This is a genomic window from Pseudooceanicola profundus (assembly GCF_054919315.1).
Map to the genome: position 1 here is coordinate 396,966 of NZ_CM142898.1, position 15,075 is coordinate 412,040.

The window sequence follows — 15,075 nt, forward strand, 5'->3', positions numbered from 1 at the left end:
GCGCCAGGGGCCTGGCGCGATCTTTTTCATTTGTGGGCATGAACGGTCCGGTTCCACGGGTCCGGACGCAGGTCACGGGCGGCATGTCGCGCCGCTCGGCACGACGCCCCCGGTCTCACCGGGACACCCAAGATTTTTCGAAGAATCCTGCCAAAAATCTTCGAAGATTTTTGTCTCGCAGCTGTCGCGGCGCGCCGGCGGAGAGGGTCCGGCGGCGCGCTCACAAGGCGTGTTCAGTGAACCGTCACCGGCTCCAGGTCATTCTGCCGGGCGAGGATAAAGGCCAGTTCGCGGTCCTTCACCAGCGCCAGCCGCTCGCCGTCCTCGGAGTGCACGGCATAGAGCCGGTCCAGACCCACGGCCTGCTCCCGCACTTCCTTGGGCAGGTCCGACACCTCGACCGAACGGATGTAGACGATCCGCTCGCCCTCGTTTTCCAGCGTCACTTGATCATTCATGGCTTACCCCTTTCTGATCCCGATCCGTTGCACCACTTTCTCCGGTTCCATCCGGCTCAGGTCGATGTGCAGCAGGCCGTTTTCCATCACGGCCTCCCCCACCTCGACCCCTTCGGCCAGGACGAAGGAGCGTTGGAACTGTCGCGCCGCGATCCCGCGATGCAGGTAGATACGGCCGTCCGTTTCGTCCGACTGACGCCCGCGGATGACCAGTTGCCGGTCTTCCAGCGTGATCGCCAGATCGTCTTCGGAAAAGCCGGCGACGGCCAGCGTGATCCGGTAGGAGGTTTCCGAGGTCTGCTCGATATTGAAGGGCGGATAGCCCTCGTTGCCGGATTTCGCGTTGCGTTCCAGCAGGCGTTCAAGCTGTTCGAACCCCAGAAGATAGGGATGGGATCCCAAGGTCATCTTCGACATCGACACGTCCTTGCCTGATAAGCGACAGTCAGTTGCGGGCCCCGTTGCGGCGACCCGTTAAGGAAAATATGGGGCGATGTGTGCGGTCGTGCAAGTCCCTGTCAGGTTTGCCTGCGTCGGGGAAACCGCTATCGTGACCTCTCACGGGGCCGGACGGGAATCACCGCATGAACGCGCAGAACGACATTTCCATGAAGACCGACGATGTCCTGCGCGTCGAACTGGAGGTGTTCCGCCAGCGTCACAGGGACCTCGACGATGCCATTGCCGCGCTTCAGCAACGGCCCACGGCGGATCAGCTGACCTTGCAGCGGCTCAAGAAGCAGAAGCTTCAGCTCAAGGACATGATCGCCCTGATCGAAGACCGCCTGACCCCCGACATCATCGCCTGATCCCGCCCGCGCGTCATCAATCGTGTTTGACGGCCCCCGTTCCGGGATCGTGACCCTCTTTTCATGGCCCCGTTTCAACGCCCCCTTCCACCGATTGAAACGCTGCGGCCTTGCGCCCCCTCCCGGCCTGCGAAAAGCTGTGCCCGCCCGCGCTGTGACGCAGCGGCGGACATGACAGATCCGCGCCCATTTGGCAGGAACATGTCAGACCGATAAGGAGGATATCGTCTTGTCCATGCCGGAGATTTTCCGACACCTGCGCCTGCCGCTGATCGGCAGCCCGCTGTTCATCATCTCGAACCCCGATCTCGTCATCGCCCAGTGCAAGGCCGGCATCGTCGGGGCCTTCCCGGCGCTGAACGCGCGCGAGGCGGCGGGCGAGCCGATCCAGCTGGAACTCTGGCTGCAACGCATCACCGAGGAGCTGGACCGCCACAACCAGGCGAACCCGGACAGCCCCGCTGCGCCCTACGCCGTGAACCAGATCGTCCACCGCTCCAACGCGAGGCTGGAGCGGGATGTTGAGATCTGCGCGAAATACAAGGTGCCGGTCTGGATCACCTCACTGGGCGCGCGCGAGGAAGTGAACGCGGCGGCCCATTCCTGCGGCGGTCTGGTGCTCCATGACGTGATCAACAACCGCTTCGCGAAGAAGGCGATCGAGAAGGGCGCCGACGGGCTGATCGCCGTGGCCGCGGGCGCAGGTGGCCATGCCGGGGCGCTCTCTCCCTTCGCCCTCGTGCAGGAGATCCGCGACTGGTTCGAGGGGCCCGTCTTCCTCTCCGGTGCCGTGGCACGCGGCGACGCGATCCTCGCGGCGCAGGCCATGGGGGCCGATGGCGCCTATGCGGGCTCGGCCTTCATCGCCACCGAGGAGGCCAATGCCGAGGCCGCCTACAAGCAGATGATCGTGGACTGCGGCGCGGACGACATCGTCTATTCAGACCTCTTCACCGGGGTGCTGGGGAACTACCTCGCGCCCTCCATCGCCAAGGCGGGCCTCGACCCGGCGGCGCTGGAACGCTCCGATCCCTCGGCCATGAACTTCGGTTCCGGCTCGTCCAAGCCGAAGAGCTGGAAGGAAATCTGGGGCTCGGGACAGGGCATCGGCGCGATCCACGACGTGGTGCCCGCGGCAGACCGTGTCGCCCAGTTCGCCCGCGAATACGAGGCCGCCAAGGCGCGCCTCAAGGCGCTCCCCGGCTGGTGAGCCCTCAGGAGGCGGCCCGCGCCGCCTCCTCTTCCGCCCGCAGCGCGCGGCGATCCCCCTTGCCCACCTTGGTGCGCGGCAGATCGCTGCGGAAGGCGAGCGCGCGCGGGATCTCGTGCCGTCCCAGCCGCGCGGCGAGGAAGGCCTGCAAATCCTCCAGCGTGAAAGGCTCCGCCCCCGGACGCAGCACCACGAAGGCCTTGGCGCTTTCGCCCCGGTAGGCATCGGGAATGCCGATCACCATGGCCTCGGCCACGTCGGGGTGCTCGTGGATCGCCTTCTCGATCATCAGCGGATAGACGTTGAAGCCGCCCGACAGGATCAGGTCCTTCTTGCGGTCCACGAGGAAGACGAGGCCCTCCTCGTCGATGTAGCCGATGTCCCCGGTCAGGAACCACTCGCCCACATGGGTCGTGCCCGCCAGATCGGCGCGGTTCCAGTAGCCGGCGGTGACATTGGGCCCGCGCACCGCGATCTCCCCGGTTTCGCCCTGCGGCAGTTCCCGCCCCGGCTGGTCGGGATCGAAGATGCAGAGGTCCAGCCCCGGCACCGGGATCCCGATGGAGGCGCATTTCTCTCCCGGCTGCGAGGCCGGCACCTGGGTTCCCGCCGCGCAGGTCTCGGTCATGCCCCAGCCGCCGCGCAGCCGCAGGCCGGTCGCCTGCCGCACCCGTTCATAGACCTCCGGCGCCAGCGGGGCCCCGCCCGAGGCCGCGTATTCCAGCGAGCTGAGATCCCGGCTGCCGAGGTCCGGCTGGCGCAGCAGCGCGATCCAGGCGGTCGGCACACCGCTCATGACGTTGATCCGGTTGCGCTCGATCTCCTCCAGGCAGGCCGCCGGATCGAAGCGCTGCCGCAGGTAGAGCGTGCCGCCTTCCAGCGTGCGTTTCATCATCGAGGACACGAGGCCCATGATGTGGAAGAGCGGCGCATAGATCAGCGCGGCCGACCCCGGTCGCGAGGAGGGCTCCGCCTGCGATCCGTGGCAATACATCTGCGCCGCGGCCCCGATGTTGCCATGGGTCAGCACCGCCGCCTTGGGCACGCCCGTCGTACCGCCGGTGTATTGCAGCAGCGCAATGTCGGAGGGCGCCATCGGACGCGGGGCGCGGGGTTCGGTCTCTGCCTCCAGCCGCGCGGCGAGGTCCAGCGCGCCCTCCGGCCACGGGCAGTCGCGCCCGGCGGCAGAGACTGCATCGGGCAACAGCGCCACCTGCACGCCGTCTGGCACCGCGCCCGCGAGAGCGCCCGTGAACTCCGGCGTCGTCAGCGAGATCACCAGCCGCGCGCCGCTGTCCTCCAGTTTCTTAGCAATCTCGGCGGGGGCGTCCAACGGCGACAGATGCACCACCACGGCCCCCAGCGAGAGCGTTCCGAAGAAGAAGATCGGGTGCCAGAGGCAGTTCGGCAGGTGCAGCGCCACGCGGTCCCCCGCCCCGATGCCCAGCCCGGCCAGCACCGCCGCCGCGCGGCCGACCGCCTCGCGGGTCTCGCCATAGGTCATCCGGTCGCCGTGGTAGTCGAGGAAGAGCGCGCCCGCATGGGCCTCGAAGGCCTCGGCCACCAGCCGGTTGATGCAGACGGCCCGCGGGCGATAGAGCGGGTCCACCCCCTCCGGGTAATGCCGCCACCATGGGCGCGGCGTGGCCTCCGGTGCGATCCGCTCTGCGCTCCCGCTCACAGTACCATCTCGGGAACCATCATGCGCGGCGCGGGCAGCCATGGCTGCCGCACCCCCGTCAGGGCTCTTCATCGTGCTCTCCTCCCTTGCGAAATCCCGACATGCGGAACTTATTTTCGCACACTCGCCGCCAAGCTAGGCCCGCCGTCCCCGCCCGTCAATCCCGCCCCTTAACTGCGCTCCGTGCCCCGCGACGCTCCGCCTCTTCATCTTTCCGCAAATACTCCGGGGGAGTCGCAAGGCGACGGGGGCAGCGCCCCCTTCCACCGCCGAAATTTGCACTTTCCTAGGTGACTGGAGGCAAGGACTCACCAGGCCGCCCCGCAGCGCCAAGGGGGGCACTGCAAACAACGGTTAGACTGGGCCCCCTTGCACCGCCGCTATTTGAACTGAAGCGGGAGGCTCAACTCTGGTGGCGTCCCAAGCCCCGACGTCGCGCAGGCGGGGGCACTGCAATTGGCAGTGGGTCTGGGCCCCCTTCCGCCCTCGCCACGCGCCCCAGGCTCAGACCTCCTGCGCTGACATCCCCCACGCTATCGGCAGCCAAGACCTCTCCCAAATCCCGGCCCTTGCAGCCCGACACGCCGTGGCAGCGCCGCCCCGGGGCAAGCCCCATCCGCCCCTTCCCAATTGCATGCGCCGCCCCATTGACTATAAGGCCGAAATCGGCAGGACCGGCGGGAGACAGCTATGACCGACATCAAGGTAGGCATCATCATGGGCAGCCAGTCCGACTGGCCCACGATGAAGGAAGCCGCAACCATTCTCGACGAGCTCGGGATCGCCTACGAGGCCAGGATCGTCTCGGCGCATCGGACGCCGGACCGGCTCTGGACCTACGGCAAGGAAGCGGCGGGCCGTGGCCTGCACGTGATCATCGCGGGCGCCGGTGGTGCGGCGCATCTGCCGGGCATGATGGCCTCCAAGACCCGCGTGCCGGTGATCGGCGTGCCGGTGCAGACCCGGGCGCTCTCGGGCGTCGACAGCCTCTATTCCATCGTCCAGATGCCCAAGGGCTTCCCCGTCGCCACCATGGCGATCGGCGCGGCGGGCGCGGCCAACGCGGGCCTCATGGCAGCGGGCATCCTCGCCATCAGCGATCCCGCCCTGGCCGAACGTCTCGACGCCTGGCGCGAGGCGCTCTCCGCCTCGATCCCCGAGGAGCCCGCAGATGACTGATTTCCCGCTCACCGCAGGGGCCACCATCGGCATTCTCGGCGGCGGCCAGCTGGGCCGGATGCTCTCGGTCGCGGCCAGCCGCCTGGGTCTCAGGACCCATATCTACGAGCCCGGCGCCAACCCGCCCGCAGCCGACGTGGCCCATGCGGTGACCCGCGCGGCCTACGAGGACATCAACGCGCTGACCGCCTTTGCGGAGTCGGTCGACGTGGTGACCTACGAGTTCGAGAACATCCCCACCTCCGCCCTCGACCTGCTGGAGGCGCTGGTGCCGATCCGTCCGGGCCGCGAGGCGCTGCGCGTCAGCCAGGACCGGATGACGGAGAAGGATTTCCTCACCTCGCTCGGCCTGCAAACCGCGCCCTATGCCGCCGTCGACGATGCCGAGAGCCTCGCCACCGCGCTGGAGCAGATCGGCGCGCCTGCGATCCTCAAGACCCGGCGCTTCGGCTATGACGGCAAGGGCCAGGCCCGGCTGCAGGTAACCGAGGACGGCGCGGCCGCGCTGGACGAGATGAACGGCGCCCCCGCGGTGCTGGAAGGCTTCGTCACCTTCAGCCGCGAGGTCTCGGTCATCGGGGCGCGCAGCGCCGACGGGTCAGTCGCCTGTTTCGATCCCGGTGAGAACGTGCACCGCGAGGGCATCCTGCGCACCACCAACGTGCCAGCCATGCTCTCGGCCGCGCAGCGCACCGATGCGGTGCTGATGGCGGGCAAGATCCTGAACGCGCTCGACTACGTCGGCGTCATGGGGGTCGAGCTCTTCGTCACGCCCGAGGGGCTGGTGGTGAACGAGATCGCCCCGCGCGTCCACAACTCCGGCCACTGGACCCAGAACGGCTGTGCCGTGGACCAGTTCGAGCAGCACATCCGCGCCGTCGCGGGCTGGCCGCTCGGCGACGGGACGCGCCATGCGGATGTCGAGATGGAGAACCTGATCGGCGACGACATGGACCGCGTGCCCGACCTGCTGCGCGAAACCAACACCGCGCTGCATCTCTACGGCAAGGCCGAGACCCGCGCGGGCCGCAAGATGGGCCATGTGAACCACATCCGCCCGAAAAGCTGACCTTCCGCCGCATCGCGCGCCCCGCGCGGTGCGGCCCCCCTCCCGGCCGGGCACAGCGCCCGCCGCGAGGCCCGGAAAATTCTTCGGAGAATTTTCCCAAGAATTCTCGAAAATTCTTGGCCGCCCCTGCCCCGTCAGCCTCCGCCTGATGGTTGACGCCTGTGGCCGCGATGCCATGACCCGGCGCACGATCGGACCATGGCGCGATCCCTCTTCCCCGGCGTCGCGTTTCGGTCTATACGCGCCCCATGATCGCACTGGCACGCCATATCTCCCGACGCCGACGCCGCTGAATTTCAGCGGTGCGTCGCTGCGTGCCCGCCCGATCCCTGCGCCGCTTTCGGCGCGCCTGCATCAAAGCTCCCCCGATAACATTGACTTGCCCCGAAGGCTCATGCTCTCAAGGCGCATGAATTCCGGGCCCCCTACGAGGATAGTGACATGATCCCCTCCGTTCTGCCGACCTATATCCGCGCGCCGCTTCACTTCGTGAAGGGCGAAGGCGCATGGCTGATCGAGGAGGACGGCCGCCGTTTCCTCGACCTCGGCTCCGGCATCGCCGTGAACGCGCTCGGCCATGCCCACCCGGCCCTTGTCACCGCGCTGACCGAGCAGGCCCAGAAGGTCTGGCACCTCTCGAACCTCTACGAGATCCCCCAGCAGGAGGCGCTCGCCGCAGCCCTCGTGGATGCGACCTTCGCCGATACCGTCTTCTTCACCAACTCGGGCACCGAGGCGGCGGAACTGGCGGTGAAGATGGCGCGGAAATACTGGTACGAGAAGGGCCAGCCCCAGAAGACCACGATCCTGACCTTCACCGGTGCCTTCCACGGCCGCTCCTCCGCCGCGATCGCCGCGGTGGGGACCGAGAAGATGGTCAAGGGCTTCGGCCCGCTCCTGCCCGGGTTCAAGCAGATCCCCTGGGGCGACTGGGACGCGCTCGACGCGGCCATCGACGAGACCACCGGCGCGATCATGATCGAACCGATCCAGGGCGAGGGCGGCATCCGTCCCCTGCCCGACGCGGACCTCAAGATGCTGCGGAAGCTCTGCGACGACAAGGAGCTGCTGCTGGTGCTGGACGAGGTGCAATGCGGCATGGGCCGGACCGGCAAGCTCTTCGCCCATGAATGGGCGGGCGTGACCCCCGACATCATGATGGTCGCCAAGGGCATCGGCGGCGGCTTCCCCCTCGGCGCCGTGCTGGCCACCGAAGAGGCCGCGCAGGGCATGGTCGCGGGCACCCATGGCTCGACCTATGGCGGCAACCCGCTGGGCTGCGCCGTGGGCCTCGAGGTGATGAAGCATGTCTCGGACGAGGCCTTCCTCGCCAATGTGAACCGCATCGGCGGCCAGCTGCGGCAGGGTCTCGAAGGGCTGATCGCCGCCCATCCCGACGTCTTCGAGGAGGTCCGCGGCAGCGGCCTCATGCTCGGCCTCAAGTGCAAGCCCGCCGTGGGCGAAGTGGTGAAGGCCGGCTACGACAACCTCGTGATCACCGTGCCCGCGGGCGACAACGTGCTGCGCCTGCTGCCGCCGCTCAACCTGAGCGAGGAGGAGGCCGCCGAGGCGATCAAGCGTCTCGACGCCGCCGCCACCGAGATCGCAAGCCAGATCACGGCCGGGTAACCCCGGCCCCCGGGCAGGCGGCCGGCACGCGACCGGCCCCGCCCCACCAAAAGGACAGAAAAATGAACCATTTCCTCGACATCCACACCACCACTGCCGAAGACCTGCGGACCATGATCGACCAGGGCCGCGCCATGAAGGACGCCCGTCAGGGCCGCCCGCGCGGCGCCCCCGATGACGAGCAGCCGCTCGCGGGCCACATGGTCGCACTGATCTTCGAGAAGCCCTCGACCCGGACCCGCGTCTCCTTCGACGTGGGCACGCGCCAGATGGGCGGGCAGACCATGGTGCTGTCGGGGCAGGACATGCAGCTGGGCCATGGCGAAACCATCGCCGACACCGCCCGGGTGCTGTCGCGCTACGTCGACCTGATCATGATCCGGACCTTCGACGAAAGCGTCGTGCAGGAGATGGCGGAATATGCCTCCGTCCCCGTGATCAACGGCCTGACCGACCGGTCGCACCCCTGCCAGATCATGGCCGACGTCATGACCTACGAGGAGCACCGCGGCCCGATCAAGGGCAAGAAGGTGGTCTGGACCGGCGATGGCAACAACGTCTTCACCTCCTTCCTCCACGCGGCGCAGCAGTTCGAATTCGAGCTGGTCTTCTCCGGCCCGCAGCAGCTGGACCCGGACCGCGAATATGTCTCCATGGCCCGCGAGGCCGGCGTGGACTTCACCATCCAGCGCGACCCCTGGAAGGCCGTGGACGGCGCCGACCTGATCGTGGCCGACACCTGGGTCTCGATGCATGACGCCCAGTCGACCCGCGAGCGGCGCCACAACCTGCTGCGCGCCTATCAGGTGAACGACGCGCTGATGCAGGCGGCCAAACCCGATGCGCTCTTCATGCACTGCCTGCCCGCGCACCGGAACGAGGAGGTCACCTCCTCTGTCATGGACGGCCCTCAGTCGGTGATCTTCGACGAGGCCGAGAACCGGCTTCACGCCCAGAAGGCCGTGATGCGCTGGTGCCTCGGGGTGTAAACGCCAAGACGCGGGCCGCGACCTGCCCGCCCTGAAGACGCGCCCCCGCAAGCGATTGCGGGGGCCTTTGCGTTGCTGCGCCCGCCCCGTCATGCCGACGGCCGCATCGACAGCACGCGCCGCGGCACAGCGGCACGCTACGCCCAATCCCGCGGCCTGCGCCCGGCCCCGTCCCAAACCCTCTTCTCGCCCCCGTCCCGCTCCGCTACACCGGTGCCATGAGCGCCTCCCGTCCCCGCGAAACCGATCTCTACGCCCCCGTGAAGGCCTTCCTCGAAGGTCAGGGCTACGAGGTGAAGGCCGAGGTCGAGGGCGTCGACATCATGGCCCTGCGCGATGGCGATCCCGATCCGGTCATCGTCGAGCTGAAGACCGGCTTCACCCTCGCGCTGCTGCATCAGGGCATTGACCGCCAGCGGCTCAGCGACTGGGTCTATCTCGCCGTCCCCGGCACCACCGGGCGCAAGGCGCTCGCCCGACAGGTCGGCCTCTGCCGCCGCCTCGGCCTCGGGCTGCTGACGGTGCGTCTGAAGGATGGCCACGTGACGCCGCAATGCGATCCCGGCCCGTTCACGCCGCGCAAGGTGAAACCGCGCCAGACCCGCCTGCTGCGGGAATTCGCCCGGCGCGAGGGCGATCCCAACACCGGCGGCTCTACCCGCACCCGGCTCGTCACCGCCTACCGGCAGGATGCGATCCGCGTGGCCGCGCATCTGGCCAAACACGGGCCCTCGCGCGGGGCCGAGATCGCGAAGGCCACCGGCGTCACCAAGGCCACCACCATGCTGCGCGACGACCACTACGGCTGGTTCGAACGGGTCGCGCGCGGCGTCTATGCCCTCACCCCGCGCGGCGCCGCCGAGCACACCACGGCCTGACCTCCGCGACAACGGCTTCATCTTTCCAGAAATACTCAATACCCCCGCGCCGCACAGCGCGGCGGTCAGACGGCAGCCCCACCCTCCGCCACGAGCGCGAGGAAGTTCCGCAACGTGGGCGCCGCGTCCTCCCGCCGCCAGGCGATAGCGGTTTCCAGAAACGGCGCCTCCCCTGCCAGATCGCGGTAGGCGACCCCGGCGCGGGCCAGGTTGCGCAGCGACTGGGGCACCAGCGCGATGCCCATCCCGGCAGAGACGAGGCTGATGATCGTCTGCATCTGGATCGCGTGCTGCGCCACCTGCGGGCGTACGCCCTGCGCGGTGTAGAAGCCCGTCACGAGGTCATGGAAGAGCGGCGCGGCCCGGCGCGGGAAGACGATCAGCGGCTTGTCCACCACGGCCTCCGGCGGCAGCGGGCCCCTGCCCGGCGGCAGCCGGCCAGAGGCGCACCAGCTTTCCGGCACGGCGGCCACCAGCGGCTCCACCAGCAGGCGGCGATAGGCCAGCACCTCGGGCAACGGATCGTCGCCATGGGGGATCAGGATCCCGGCCTGCCCCCGCCCCTGCGCCAGTGCCGCGATCTGCATGTCGCTGGTCATCTCGGTCAGCGACAGCTCCACCCCCGGAAACCGCGCCCGGAACCCCTGCACCAACGCCGGCAGGACGGAATAATCGGCGGTCGAGACGAAGGAGAGCTCCAACCGCCCCGCCGCGCCCCCGCGCAGCTGCTCCGCCGTCTCGGAGAGCGCATCGACCCCACCAACCGCCCGGCGCACATGGGGCAGGAAATCCGCACCGAAGGGCGTCAGCGCCACCGAGCGCCGGGTGCGAGCAAAGAGCGGCGCGCCCAGATCGGCCTCCAGCGCGCGGATCGACTGGGAGAGCGGCGGCTGGGTCATGCCCAGTTTCTCGGCGGCACGGCCGAAGTGGAGCTCCTCCGCAACGGCGAGGAAATGGCGCAGCTGGCGCAGGTCCATGATCCGCCTTTCATATCCACAGCGACCCAATCAGAGCAGAATAATATATTTCACTCTCGCTTTCGAGGGCTGTAGGGTCCGCGCGACCAGTTTTAGAGGGAGGGTTCGATGCCCCGCTATCGTTCGAGAACCAGTACCCATGGCCGCAACATGGCCGGTGCCCGTGGCCTGTGGCGTGCCACCGGCATGAAGGACGGCGACTTCGGCAAGCCGATCATCGCCATCGTGAACTCCTTCACCCAGTTCGTGCCGGGCCACGTCCACCTCAAGGACCTCGGCCAGCTGGTCGCGGCCGAGGTCGAGAAGGCCGGCGGCGTCGCCAAGGAATTCAACACCATCGCCGTGGATGACGGCATCGCCATGGGCCACGACGGGATGCTCTACTCCCTGCCCTCGCGCGAGGTCATCGCCGACAGCGTGGAATACATGGTCAACGCCCACTGCGCCGACGCCATGGTCTGCATCTCCAACTGCGACAAGATCACCCCCGGCATGCTGATGGCCGCCATGCGCCTGAACATCCCCGCGATCTTCGTCTCGGGCGGGCCGATGGAAGCGGGCAAGATCGACCTCGAGTCGCTGGACGTGAAGAAGATCGACCTTGTCGACGCGATGGTCGCCGCCGCCTCGGACGCCTACACGGACGAGCAGCTGCAGCACATCGAGGAAAACGCCTGCCCGACCTGTGGCTCCTGCTCGGGCATGTTCACCGCGAACTCGATGAACTGCCTCGCCGAGGCGCTCGGCCTTGCCCTGCCCGGCAACGGCTCGACGCTGGCGACCCACGCCGACCGCAAGCACCTGTTCCTCGAGGCAGGCCGCAAGATCGTCGAGATCACGCGCCGCCACTACGAACTGGAAGAACACGGGCTTCTGCCGCGCGAGATCGCAACCTTCGAGGCGTTCCAGAACGCCATGTCGCTCGACATCGCCATGGGCGGCTCGACCAATACCGTGCTGCACCTGCTGGCGATCGCCAACGAGGGCGGCGTGGACTTCACCATGGACGACATCGACAAGCTGTCGCGCAAGGTGCCCTGCCTGTGCAAGGTCGCGCCCAACATCGAGAACGTCCACATGGAGGACGTCCACCGCGCCGGTGGCATCTTCTCGATCCTCGGCGAACTGTCCCGCGCGGGGCTGCTGCACAACGACTGCGCCACGGTCCATTCGACCACCATGGGCGAGGCAATTGCCCATTGGGACATCAAGGTCGCCAACAACCCCGAGGCAGAGCAGCTGTTCAAGGCCGCGCCCGGCGGCGTGCGCACCACGCAGGCCTTCTCGACCGAGAACCGGTTCAAGGAGCTCGACACCGACCGTGAGAAGGGCGTGATCCGCGCCAAGGAACACGCCTTCAGCCAGGACGGCGGCCTTGCGGTGCTCTTCGGCAACATCGCCGAGGACGGCTGCATCGTGAAGACCGCGGGCGTGGATGCCTCGATCCTGAAGTTCACCGGCACGGCCCATGTCTGCGAAAGCCAGGACACCGCCGTGAACGACATCCTCACCGGCAAGGTGAAGGAAGGCGACGTGGTGGTGATCCGCTACGAGGGCCCGCGCGGCGGTCCGGGGATGCAGGAGATGCTCTACCCGACCAGCTACCTGAAGTCGAAGGGCCTCGGCAAAGCCTGCGCCCTGCTGACCGACGGGCGGTTCTCGGGCGGGACCTCGGGCCTCTCCATAGGGCACGTCTCGCCGGAAGCGGCCGAGGGCGGCACCATCGGCCTCGTCGAGAAGGGTGACAAGATCGAGATCGACATCCCCAACCGCACGATCCACCTCGCCGTGGACGACGCCACGCTGGCCGCACGTCGTGCCGCGCAGGAGGCCGCGGGCTGGAAACCGGTCGAGAAACGGACGCGCAAGGTCTCTTCGGCGCTGCAGGCCTATGCGGCGCTGACCACCTCCGCCGCCAAGGGTGCGGTGCGCGACGTGACCCAGCTGACCGGCGCCAAGCCGCGCGGCTGACCGGTCCTCGGACCCCCGCCCCACGGGGTGACACACTGCAGAACGCCCGCCCCGGACCCGGGGCGGGCGTTTCGCATATCCGGCGCGGTTCGGCTCAGCTCTGGCGCGGCAGGGGCTTGCGGGTGACGCGGGCGCGCAGCTCCTCCACGAGGATCGGATAGGGCACGTCGGCCTCTATCGCCAGCCGGCGCAGGCCGAAGCTGACATGGGCCACCTCCTGGTAATAGCTGGTGTAGGCGTAGTTCGTCGCCGCCCCCGCCACGGCGCCCAGCACCGGCACGGTCTGGGCCGCCAGCTTCTGCCCCATGGCCACCGCCAGCTTGGGCGCGACCCGCGCAATGACGCCCTGCACCGTCTTTCCGGTCAGCGCGAAGCGGGCGGTCAGGAAGCTGAAGTCCGCGGCCTCGTTCACCCCCAGCGGGCCCGAGGCGGCAAAGACCTCGATACAGTCGAACTGCACGTTCTCCTCGGAGGGGTCGAAGCCATGCTCCGCCGCCACGCCGAGGATCGCGCGCATCAGGACCGTGGTGGTCACCGGCAGCTCCGCCAGCGAGGCCGAGACCCCGCCAAAGCCGCCCGCTGCCCCCATGGCCGTCGTTGTCACGGTGTTGAGCCAGCCGGGCTGGTCCCCCACCATCCCGCGGGATCCATGCGCCGCCTTCACCGCGACGTTGAGCGCCATGCCAGTGGCCTTGTCGAGCCGGCCGCGCACATCGCCCGGCAGCCGGTCCAGCAGGCCTTCGGCCTTGCCGCCGATCAGCGACAGGACCTGCATCCCCATGCCGCCCGCGTTGCGATAGCGCTTGGCCAGCGCCTCCAGCGCCTCCGAGGTCTCGTCGGTGATCAGGGCGCGGCTCTGATCCGCGCCGGGGCGTTCCATCTGCTGCATCTCACACTCCCGCTGCATGGGAGATAGATTGGGCCGACGGGCGCCGCTTTCAATGTTTATCGGATTCACAAACGCAGATCGGCGGCTCCTGCCCACCGGGCGCGCCCGGCGCGGCGCGCTCAATAGGCGCGCACGACCTCGCCCTTGATGCCGTCCCAGCTGCCCGGGATCAGCGCGCGGCCCAGCACCCGGTCGGGGTTGGTCGGCGGCGGCATCACCACGTCGTCCAGCTTGGTAAAGCCGAAACGGCTGTAATAGGGCGCATCGCCCACCAGCATCACCCGTTCCCAGCCCCGCGCCTCGGCCAGGGCAAGGCTGTCCTGGATCAGCAGCGCCCCCAGCCCTTCGCCCTGGTGCGTCGGGTGCACGGCCACCGGCCCCAGCAGAAGTGATATCACCCCGCCCACGCGGATCGGCCAGTAGCGGATCGCCCCGCCAAGGATGCCATCGGCATCGCGGGCGATCCGGCTCAGCTCCGCCACCTGCGGCACGCCATCGCGCAACCGGTAGGACGACAGCGCGGTCCGACCCGGGGCGAAGCAGAGGTCATAGAGCGCCTCGACCTCCCACCAGTCCTCGGAATGTTCCTGTGTAACGGTGAACATGCGTCCTGCGGCCCCGTTGGCTGAAGTCAGTGGCACGGCAGTTAGCATGGCGCTACACCGGGGGCAAACCATCGGAGGTCACATGTTCTACGAACCGAAGGACGGCCACGGGCTGCCCCATAACCCGTTCAACGCCATCGTCTCTCCCCGCCCGATCGGCTGGATCTCGACCCGCGGCAAGGACGGGTCCGAAAACCTCGCGCCCTATTCCTTCTTCAACGCGGTTGCCTATGTGCCGCCGCAGGTGATGTTCGCCTCCACCTCCTCCAAGGACAGCCTGCGCAACATCCGCGAGACCGGCGTCTTCTGCGCCAACGTGGTGGAGACCGCCGCCCGCGACGTGATGAACGCCACCTCCGCCGCGCTGACGCCCGAGACCGACGAGTTCACCCACGCCGGGATCGACCGCGCCGAGTGCGAGACGATCCCCTGCTCGCGCGTGGCCAATGCGCCCGCCTCGCTGGAATGCCGCGTGACCCAGATCGTGCAGCTGGAGGGCGCGGACAACTGGCTGATCCTCGGCGAGGTCACCGGCGTGCACATCCGCGAGGATTGCCTCGTGGACGGGCGCTTCGACGTCACCACCTTCCAGGCGCTCTCGCGGCTTGGCTACCGTGACTACGCAAGCGTCACCGACGTGTTCGAACTGACACGCCCCGACGACTGATCGCAGCGCGCCGTTGCACCCTGCCCGCCGCTGCGTAAGCTGCGGGCAAAGCCACAAGCACAAG

15 protein-coding genes are annotated in these 15,075 nt (G+C 68.2%); 9 read left to right on the forward strand and 6 right to left on the reverse strand.

Going from position 1 to position 15,075, the window contains the following annotated elements; translation table 11 throughout:
• Positions 1 to 233: 233 nt before the first annotated feature.
• Complete coding sequence (locus ACX9MO_RS01830) at positions 234 to 458, reverse strand: DUF1150 family protein (RefSeq protein WP_222492762.1); 225 nt, start codon at positions 456 to 458, stop codon at positions 234 to 236.
• A 3-nt stretch (positions 459 to 461) separates the two neighbouring features.
• Positions 462 to 875 (reverse strand): Hsp20 family protein, encoded by a 414-nt coding sequence (locus tag ACX9MO_RS01835; RefSeq protein WP_222492760.1) that lies wholly within the window; start codon positions 873 to 875, stop codon positions 462 to 464.
• Between the two features lie 167 nt (positions 876 to 1,042).
• On the opposite strand from ACX9MO_RS01835, the gene ACX9MO_RS01840 reads away from it, so the two are divergent.
• Together ACX9MO_RS01840 and ACX9MO_RS01845 are read left to right on the forward strand one after the other, a co-directional pair.
• On the forward strand, positions 1,043 to 1,267 hold the full coding sequence (locus ACX9MO_RS01840; RefSeq protein WP_222492758.1) for a YdcH family protein: 225 nt from the start codon (positions 1,043 to 1,045) through the stop codon (positions 1,265 to 1,267).
• Between the two features lie 235 nt (positions 1,268 to 1,502).
• The gene (locus ACX9MO_RS01845) at positions 1,503 to 2,477 is read left to right on the forward strand and encodes an NAD(P)H-dependent flavin oxidoreductase (RefSeq protein WP_409996981.1); all 975 of its coding nucleotides are present in this window, start codon (positions 1,503 to 1,505) and stop codon (positions 2,475 to 2,477) included.
• A 4-nt stretch (positions 2,478 to 2,481) separates the two neighbouring features.
• Here ACX9MO_RS01845 and ACX9MO_RS01850 read toward each other — a convergent pair whose 3' ends face one another.
• Positions 2,482 to 4,158, reverse strand: a complete 1,677-nt coding sequence (locus ACX9MO_RS01850; RefSeq protein WP_462213332.1) for an AMP-binding protein — start codon at positions 4,156 to 4,158, stop codon at positions 2,482 to 2,484.
• A 690-nt stretch (positions 4,159 to 4,848) separates the two neighbouring features.
• Between ACX9MO_RS01850 and purE the strand changes: the two genes are divergently transcribed.
• The 5 genes from purE to ACX9MO_RS01875 all read left to right on the forward strand — a co-directional run bounded on the left by purE (position 4,849) and on the right by ACX9MO_RS01875 (position 9,902).
• Positions 4,849 to 5,337 (forward strand): 5-(carboxyamino)imidazole ribonucleotide mutase, encoded by a 489-nt coding sequence (gene purE / locus ACX9MO_RS01855; protein WP_462213333.1) that lies wholly within the window; start codon positions 4,849 to 4,851, stop codon positions 5,335 to 5,337.
• A complete protein-coding gene (locus ACX9MO_RS01860; RefSeq protein WP_462213334.1) occupies positions 5,330 to 6,406 on the forward strand; it encodes a 5-(carboxyamino)imidazole ribonucleotide synthase in 1,077 nt (358 codons plus the stop codon). Before purE ends, ACX9MO_RS01860 begins: the two co-directional genes overlap by 8 nt.
• A gap of 441 nt (positions 6,407 to 6,847) precedes the next feature.
• Positions 6,848 to 8,035: an acetylornithine transaminase gene (locus ACX9MO_RS01865; protein WP_462213335.1), complete on the forward strand. Its 1,188-nt coding sequence runs from the start codon at positions 6,848 to 6,850 to the stop codon at positions 8,033 to 8,035.
• Positions 8,036 to 8,097: 62 nt separating this feature from the next.
• A complete protein-coding gene (gene argF, locus ACX9MO_RS01870; protein WP_222492722.1) occupies positions 8,098 to 9,024 on the forward strand; it encodes an ornithine carbamoyltransferase in 927 nt (308 codons plus the stop codon).
• A gap of 218 nt (positions 9,025 to 9,242) precedes the next feature.
• Positions 9,243 to 9,902: a DUF2161 domain-containing phosphodiesterase gene (locus ACX9MO_RS01875; protein WP_462213336.1), complete on the forward strand. Its 660-nt coding sequence runs from the start codon at positions 9,243 to 9,245 to the stop codon at positions 9,900 to 9,902.
• A 65-nt stretch (positions 9,903 to 9,967) separates the two neighbouring features.
• Here ACX9MO_RS01875 and ACX9MO_RS01880 read toward each other — a convergent pair whose 3' ends face one another.
• Entirely contained in the window at positions 9,968 to 10,879 is a 912-nt protein-coding gene (locus tag ACX9MO_RS01880; RefSeq protein WP_462213337.1) for a LysR family transcriptional regulator, read from the reverse strand.
• A 108-nt stretch (positions 10,880 to 10,987) separates the two neighbouring features.
• On the opposite strand from ACX9MO_RS01880, the gene ilvD reads away from it, so the two are divergent.
• Entirely contained in the window at positions 10,988 to 12,850 is a 1,863-nt protein-coding gene (gene ilvD, locus ACX9MO_RS01885; protein ID WP_462213338.1) for a dihydroxy-acid dehydratase, read from the forward strand.
• A gap of 94 nt (positions 12,851 to 12,944) precedes the next feature.
• Here the strand turns inward: ilvD and ACX9MO_RS01890 are convergent, their stop codons facing one another.
• Positions 12,945 to 13,730: an EcsC family protein gene (locus ACX9MO_RS01890; protein ID WP_222493057.1), complete on the reverse strand. Its 786-nt coding sequence runs from the start codon at positions 13,728 to 13,730 to the stop codon at positions 12,945 to 12,947.
• Positions 13,731 to 13,858: 128 nt separating this feature from the next.
• Positions 13,859 to 14,344 (reverse strand): GNAT family N-acetyltransferase, encoded by a 486-nt coding sequence (locus ACX9MO_RS01895; protein WP_462213339.1) that lies wholly within the window; start codon positions 14,342 to 14,344, stop codon positions 13,859 to 13,861.
• Between the two features lie 82 nt (positions 14,345 to 14,426).
• Here ACX9MO_RS01895 and ACX9MO_RS01900 point away from each other — a divergent pair, with 82 nt between their 5' ends.
• On the forward strand, positions 14,427 to 15,011 hold the full coding sequence (locus tag ACX9MO_RS01900; RefSeq protein ID WP_462213340.1) for a flavin reductase family protein: 585 nt from the start codon (positions 14,427 to 14,429) through the stop codon (positions 15,009 to 15,011).
• The last annotated feature ends 64 nt before the right edge of the window (positions 15,012 to 15,075 follow it).

Coding starts and splice junctions, on each gene's coding strand:
- ACX9MO_RS01890 (WP_222493057.1), bottom strand. CDS start 13,730: ATGGAACGCCCCGGCGCGGATCAGAGCCGCGCCCTGATCACCGACGAG.
- ACX9MO_RS01840 (WP_222492758.1), top strand. CDS start 1,043: ATGAACGCGCAGAACGACATTTCCATGAAGACCGACGATGTCCTGCGC.
- argF (WP_222492722.1), top strand. CDS start 8,098: ATGAACCATTTCCTCGACATCCACACCACCACTGCCGAAGACCTGCGG.
- ACX9MO_RS01830 (WP_222492762.1), bottom strand. CDS start 458: ATGAATGATCAAGTGACGCTGGAAAACGAGGGCGAGCGGATCGTCTAC.
- ACX9MO_RS01880 (WP_462213337.1), bottom strand. CDS start 10,879: ATGGACCTGCGCCAGCTGCGCCATTTCCTCGCCGTTGCGGAGGAGCTC.
- ACX9MO_RS01845 (WP_409996981.1), top strand. CDS start 1,503: ATGCCGGAGATTTTCCGACACCTGCGCCTGCCGCTGATCGGCAGCCCG.
- ACX9MO_RS01900 (WP_462213340.1), top strand. CDS start 14,427: ATGTTCTACGAACCGAAGGACGGCCACGGGCTGCCCCATAACCCGTTC.
- ACX9MO_RS01860 (WP_462213334.1), top strand. CDS start 5,330: ATGACTGATTTCCCGCTCACCGCAGGGGCCACCATCGGCATTCTCGGC.
- ACX9MO_RS01865 (WP_462213335.1), top strand. CDS start 6,848: ATGATCCCCTCCGTTCTGCCGACCTATATCCGCGCGCCGCTTCACTTC.
- purE (WP_462213333.1), top strand. CDS start 4,849: ATGACCGACATCAAGGTAGGCATCATCATGGGCAGCCAGTCCGACTGG.
- ACX9MO_RS01895 (WP_462213339.1), bottom strand. CDS start 14,344: ATGTTCACCGTTACACAGGAACATTCCGAGGACTGGTGGGAGGTCGAG.
- ACX9MO_RS01835 (WP_222492760.1), bottom strand. CDS start 875: ATGTCGAAGATGACCTTGGGATCCCATCCCTATCTTCTGGGGTTCGAA.
- ACX9MO_RS01875 (WP_462213336.1), top strand. CDS start 9,243: ATGAGCGCCTCCCGTCCCCGCGAAACCGATCTCTACGCCCCCGTGAAG.
- ilvD (WP_462213338.1), top strand. CDS start 10,988: ATGCCCCGCTATCGTTCGAGAACCAGTACCCATGGCCGCAACATGGCC.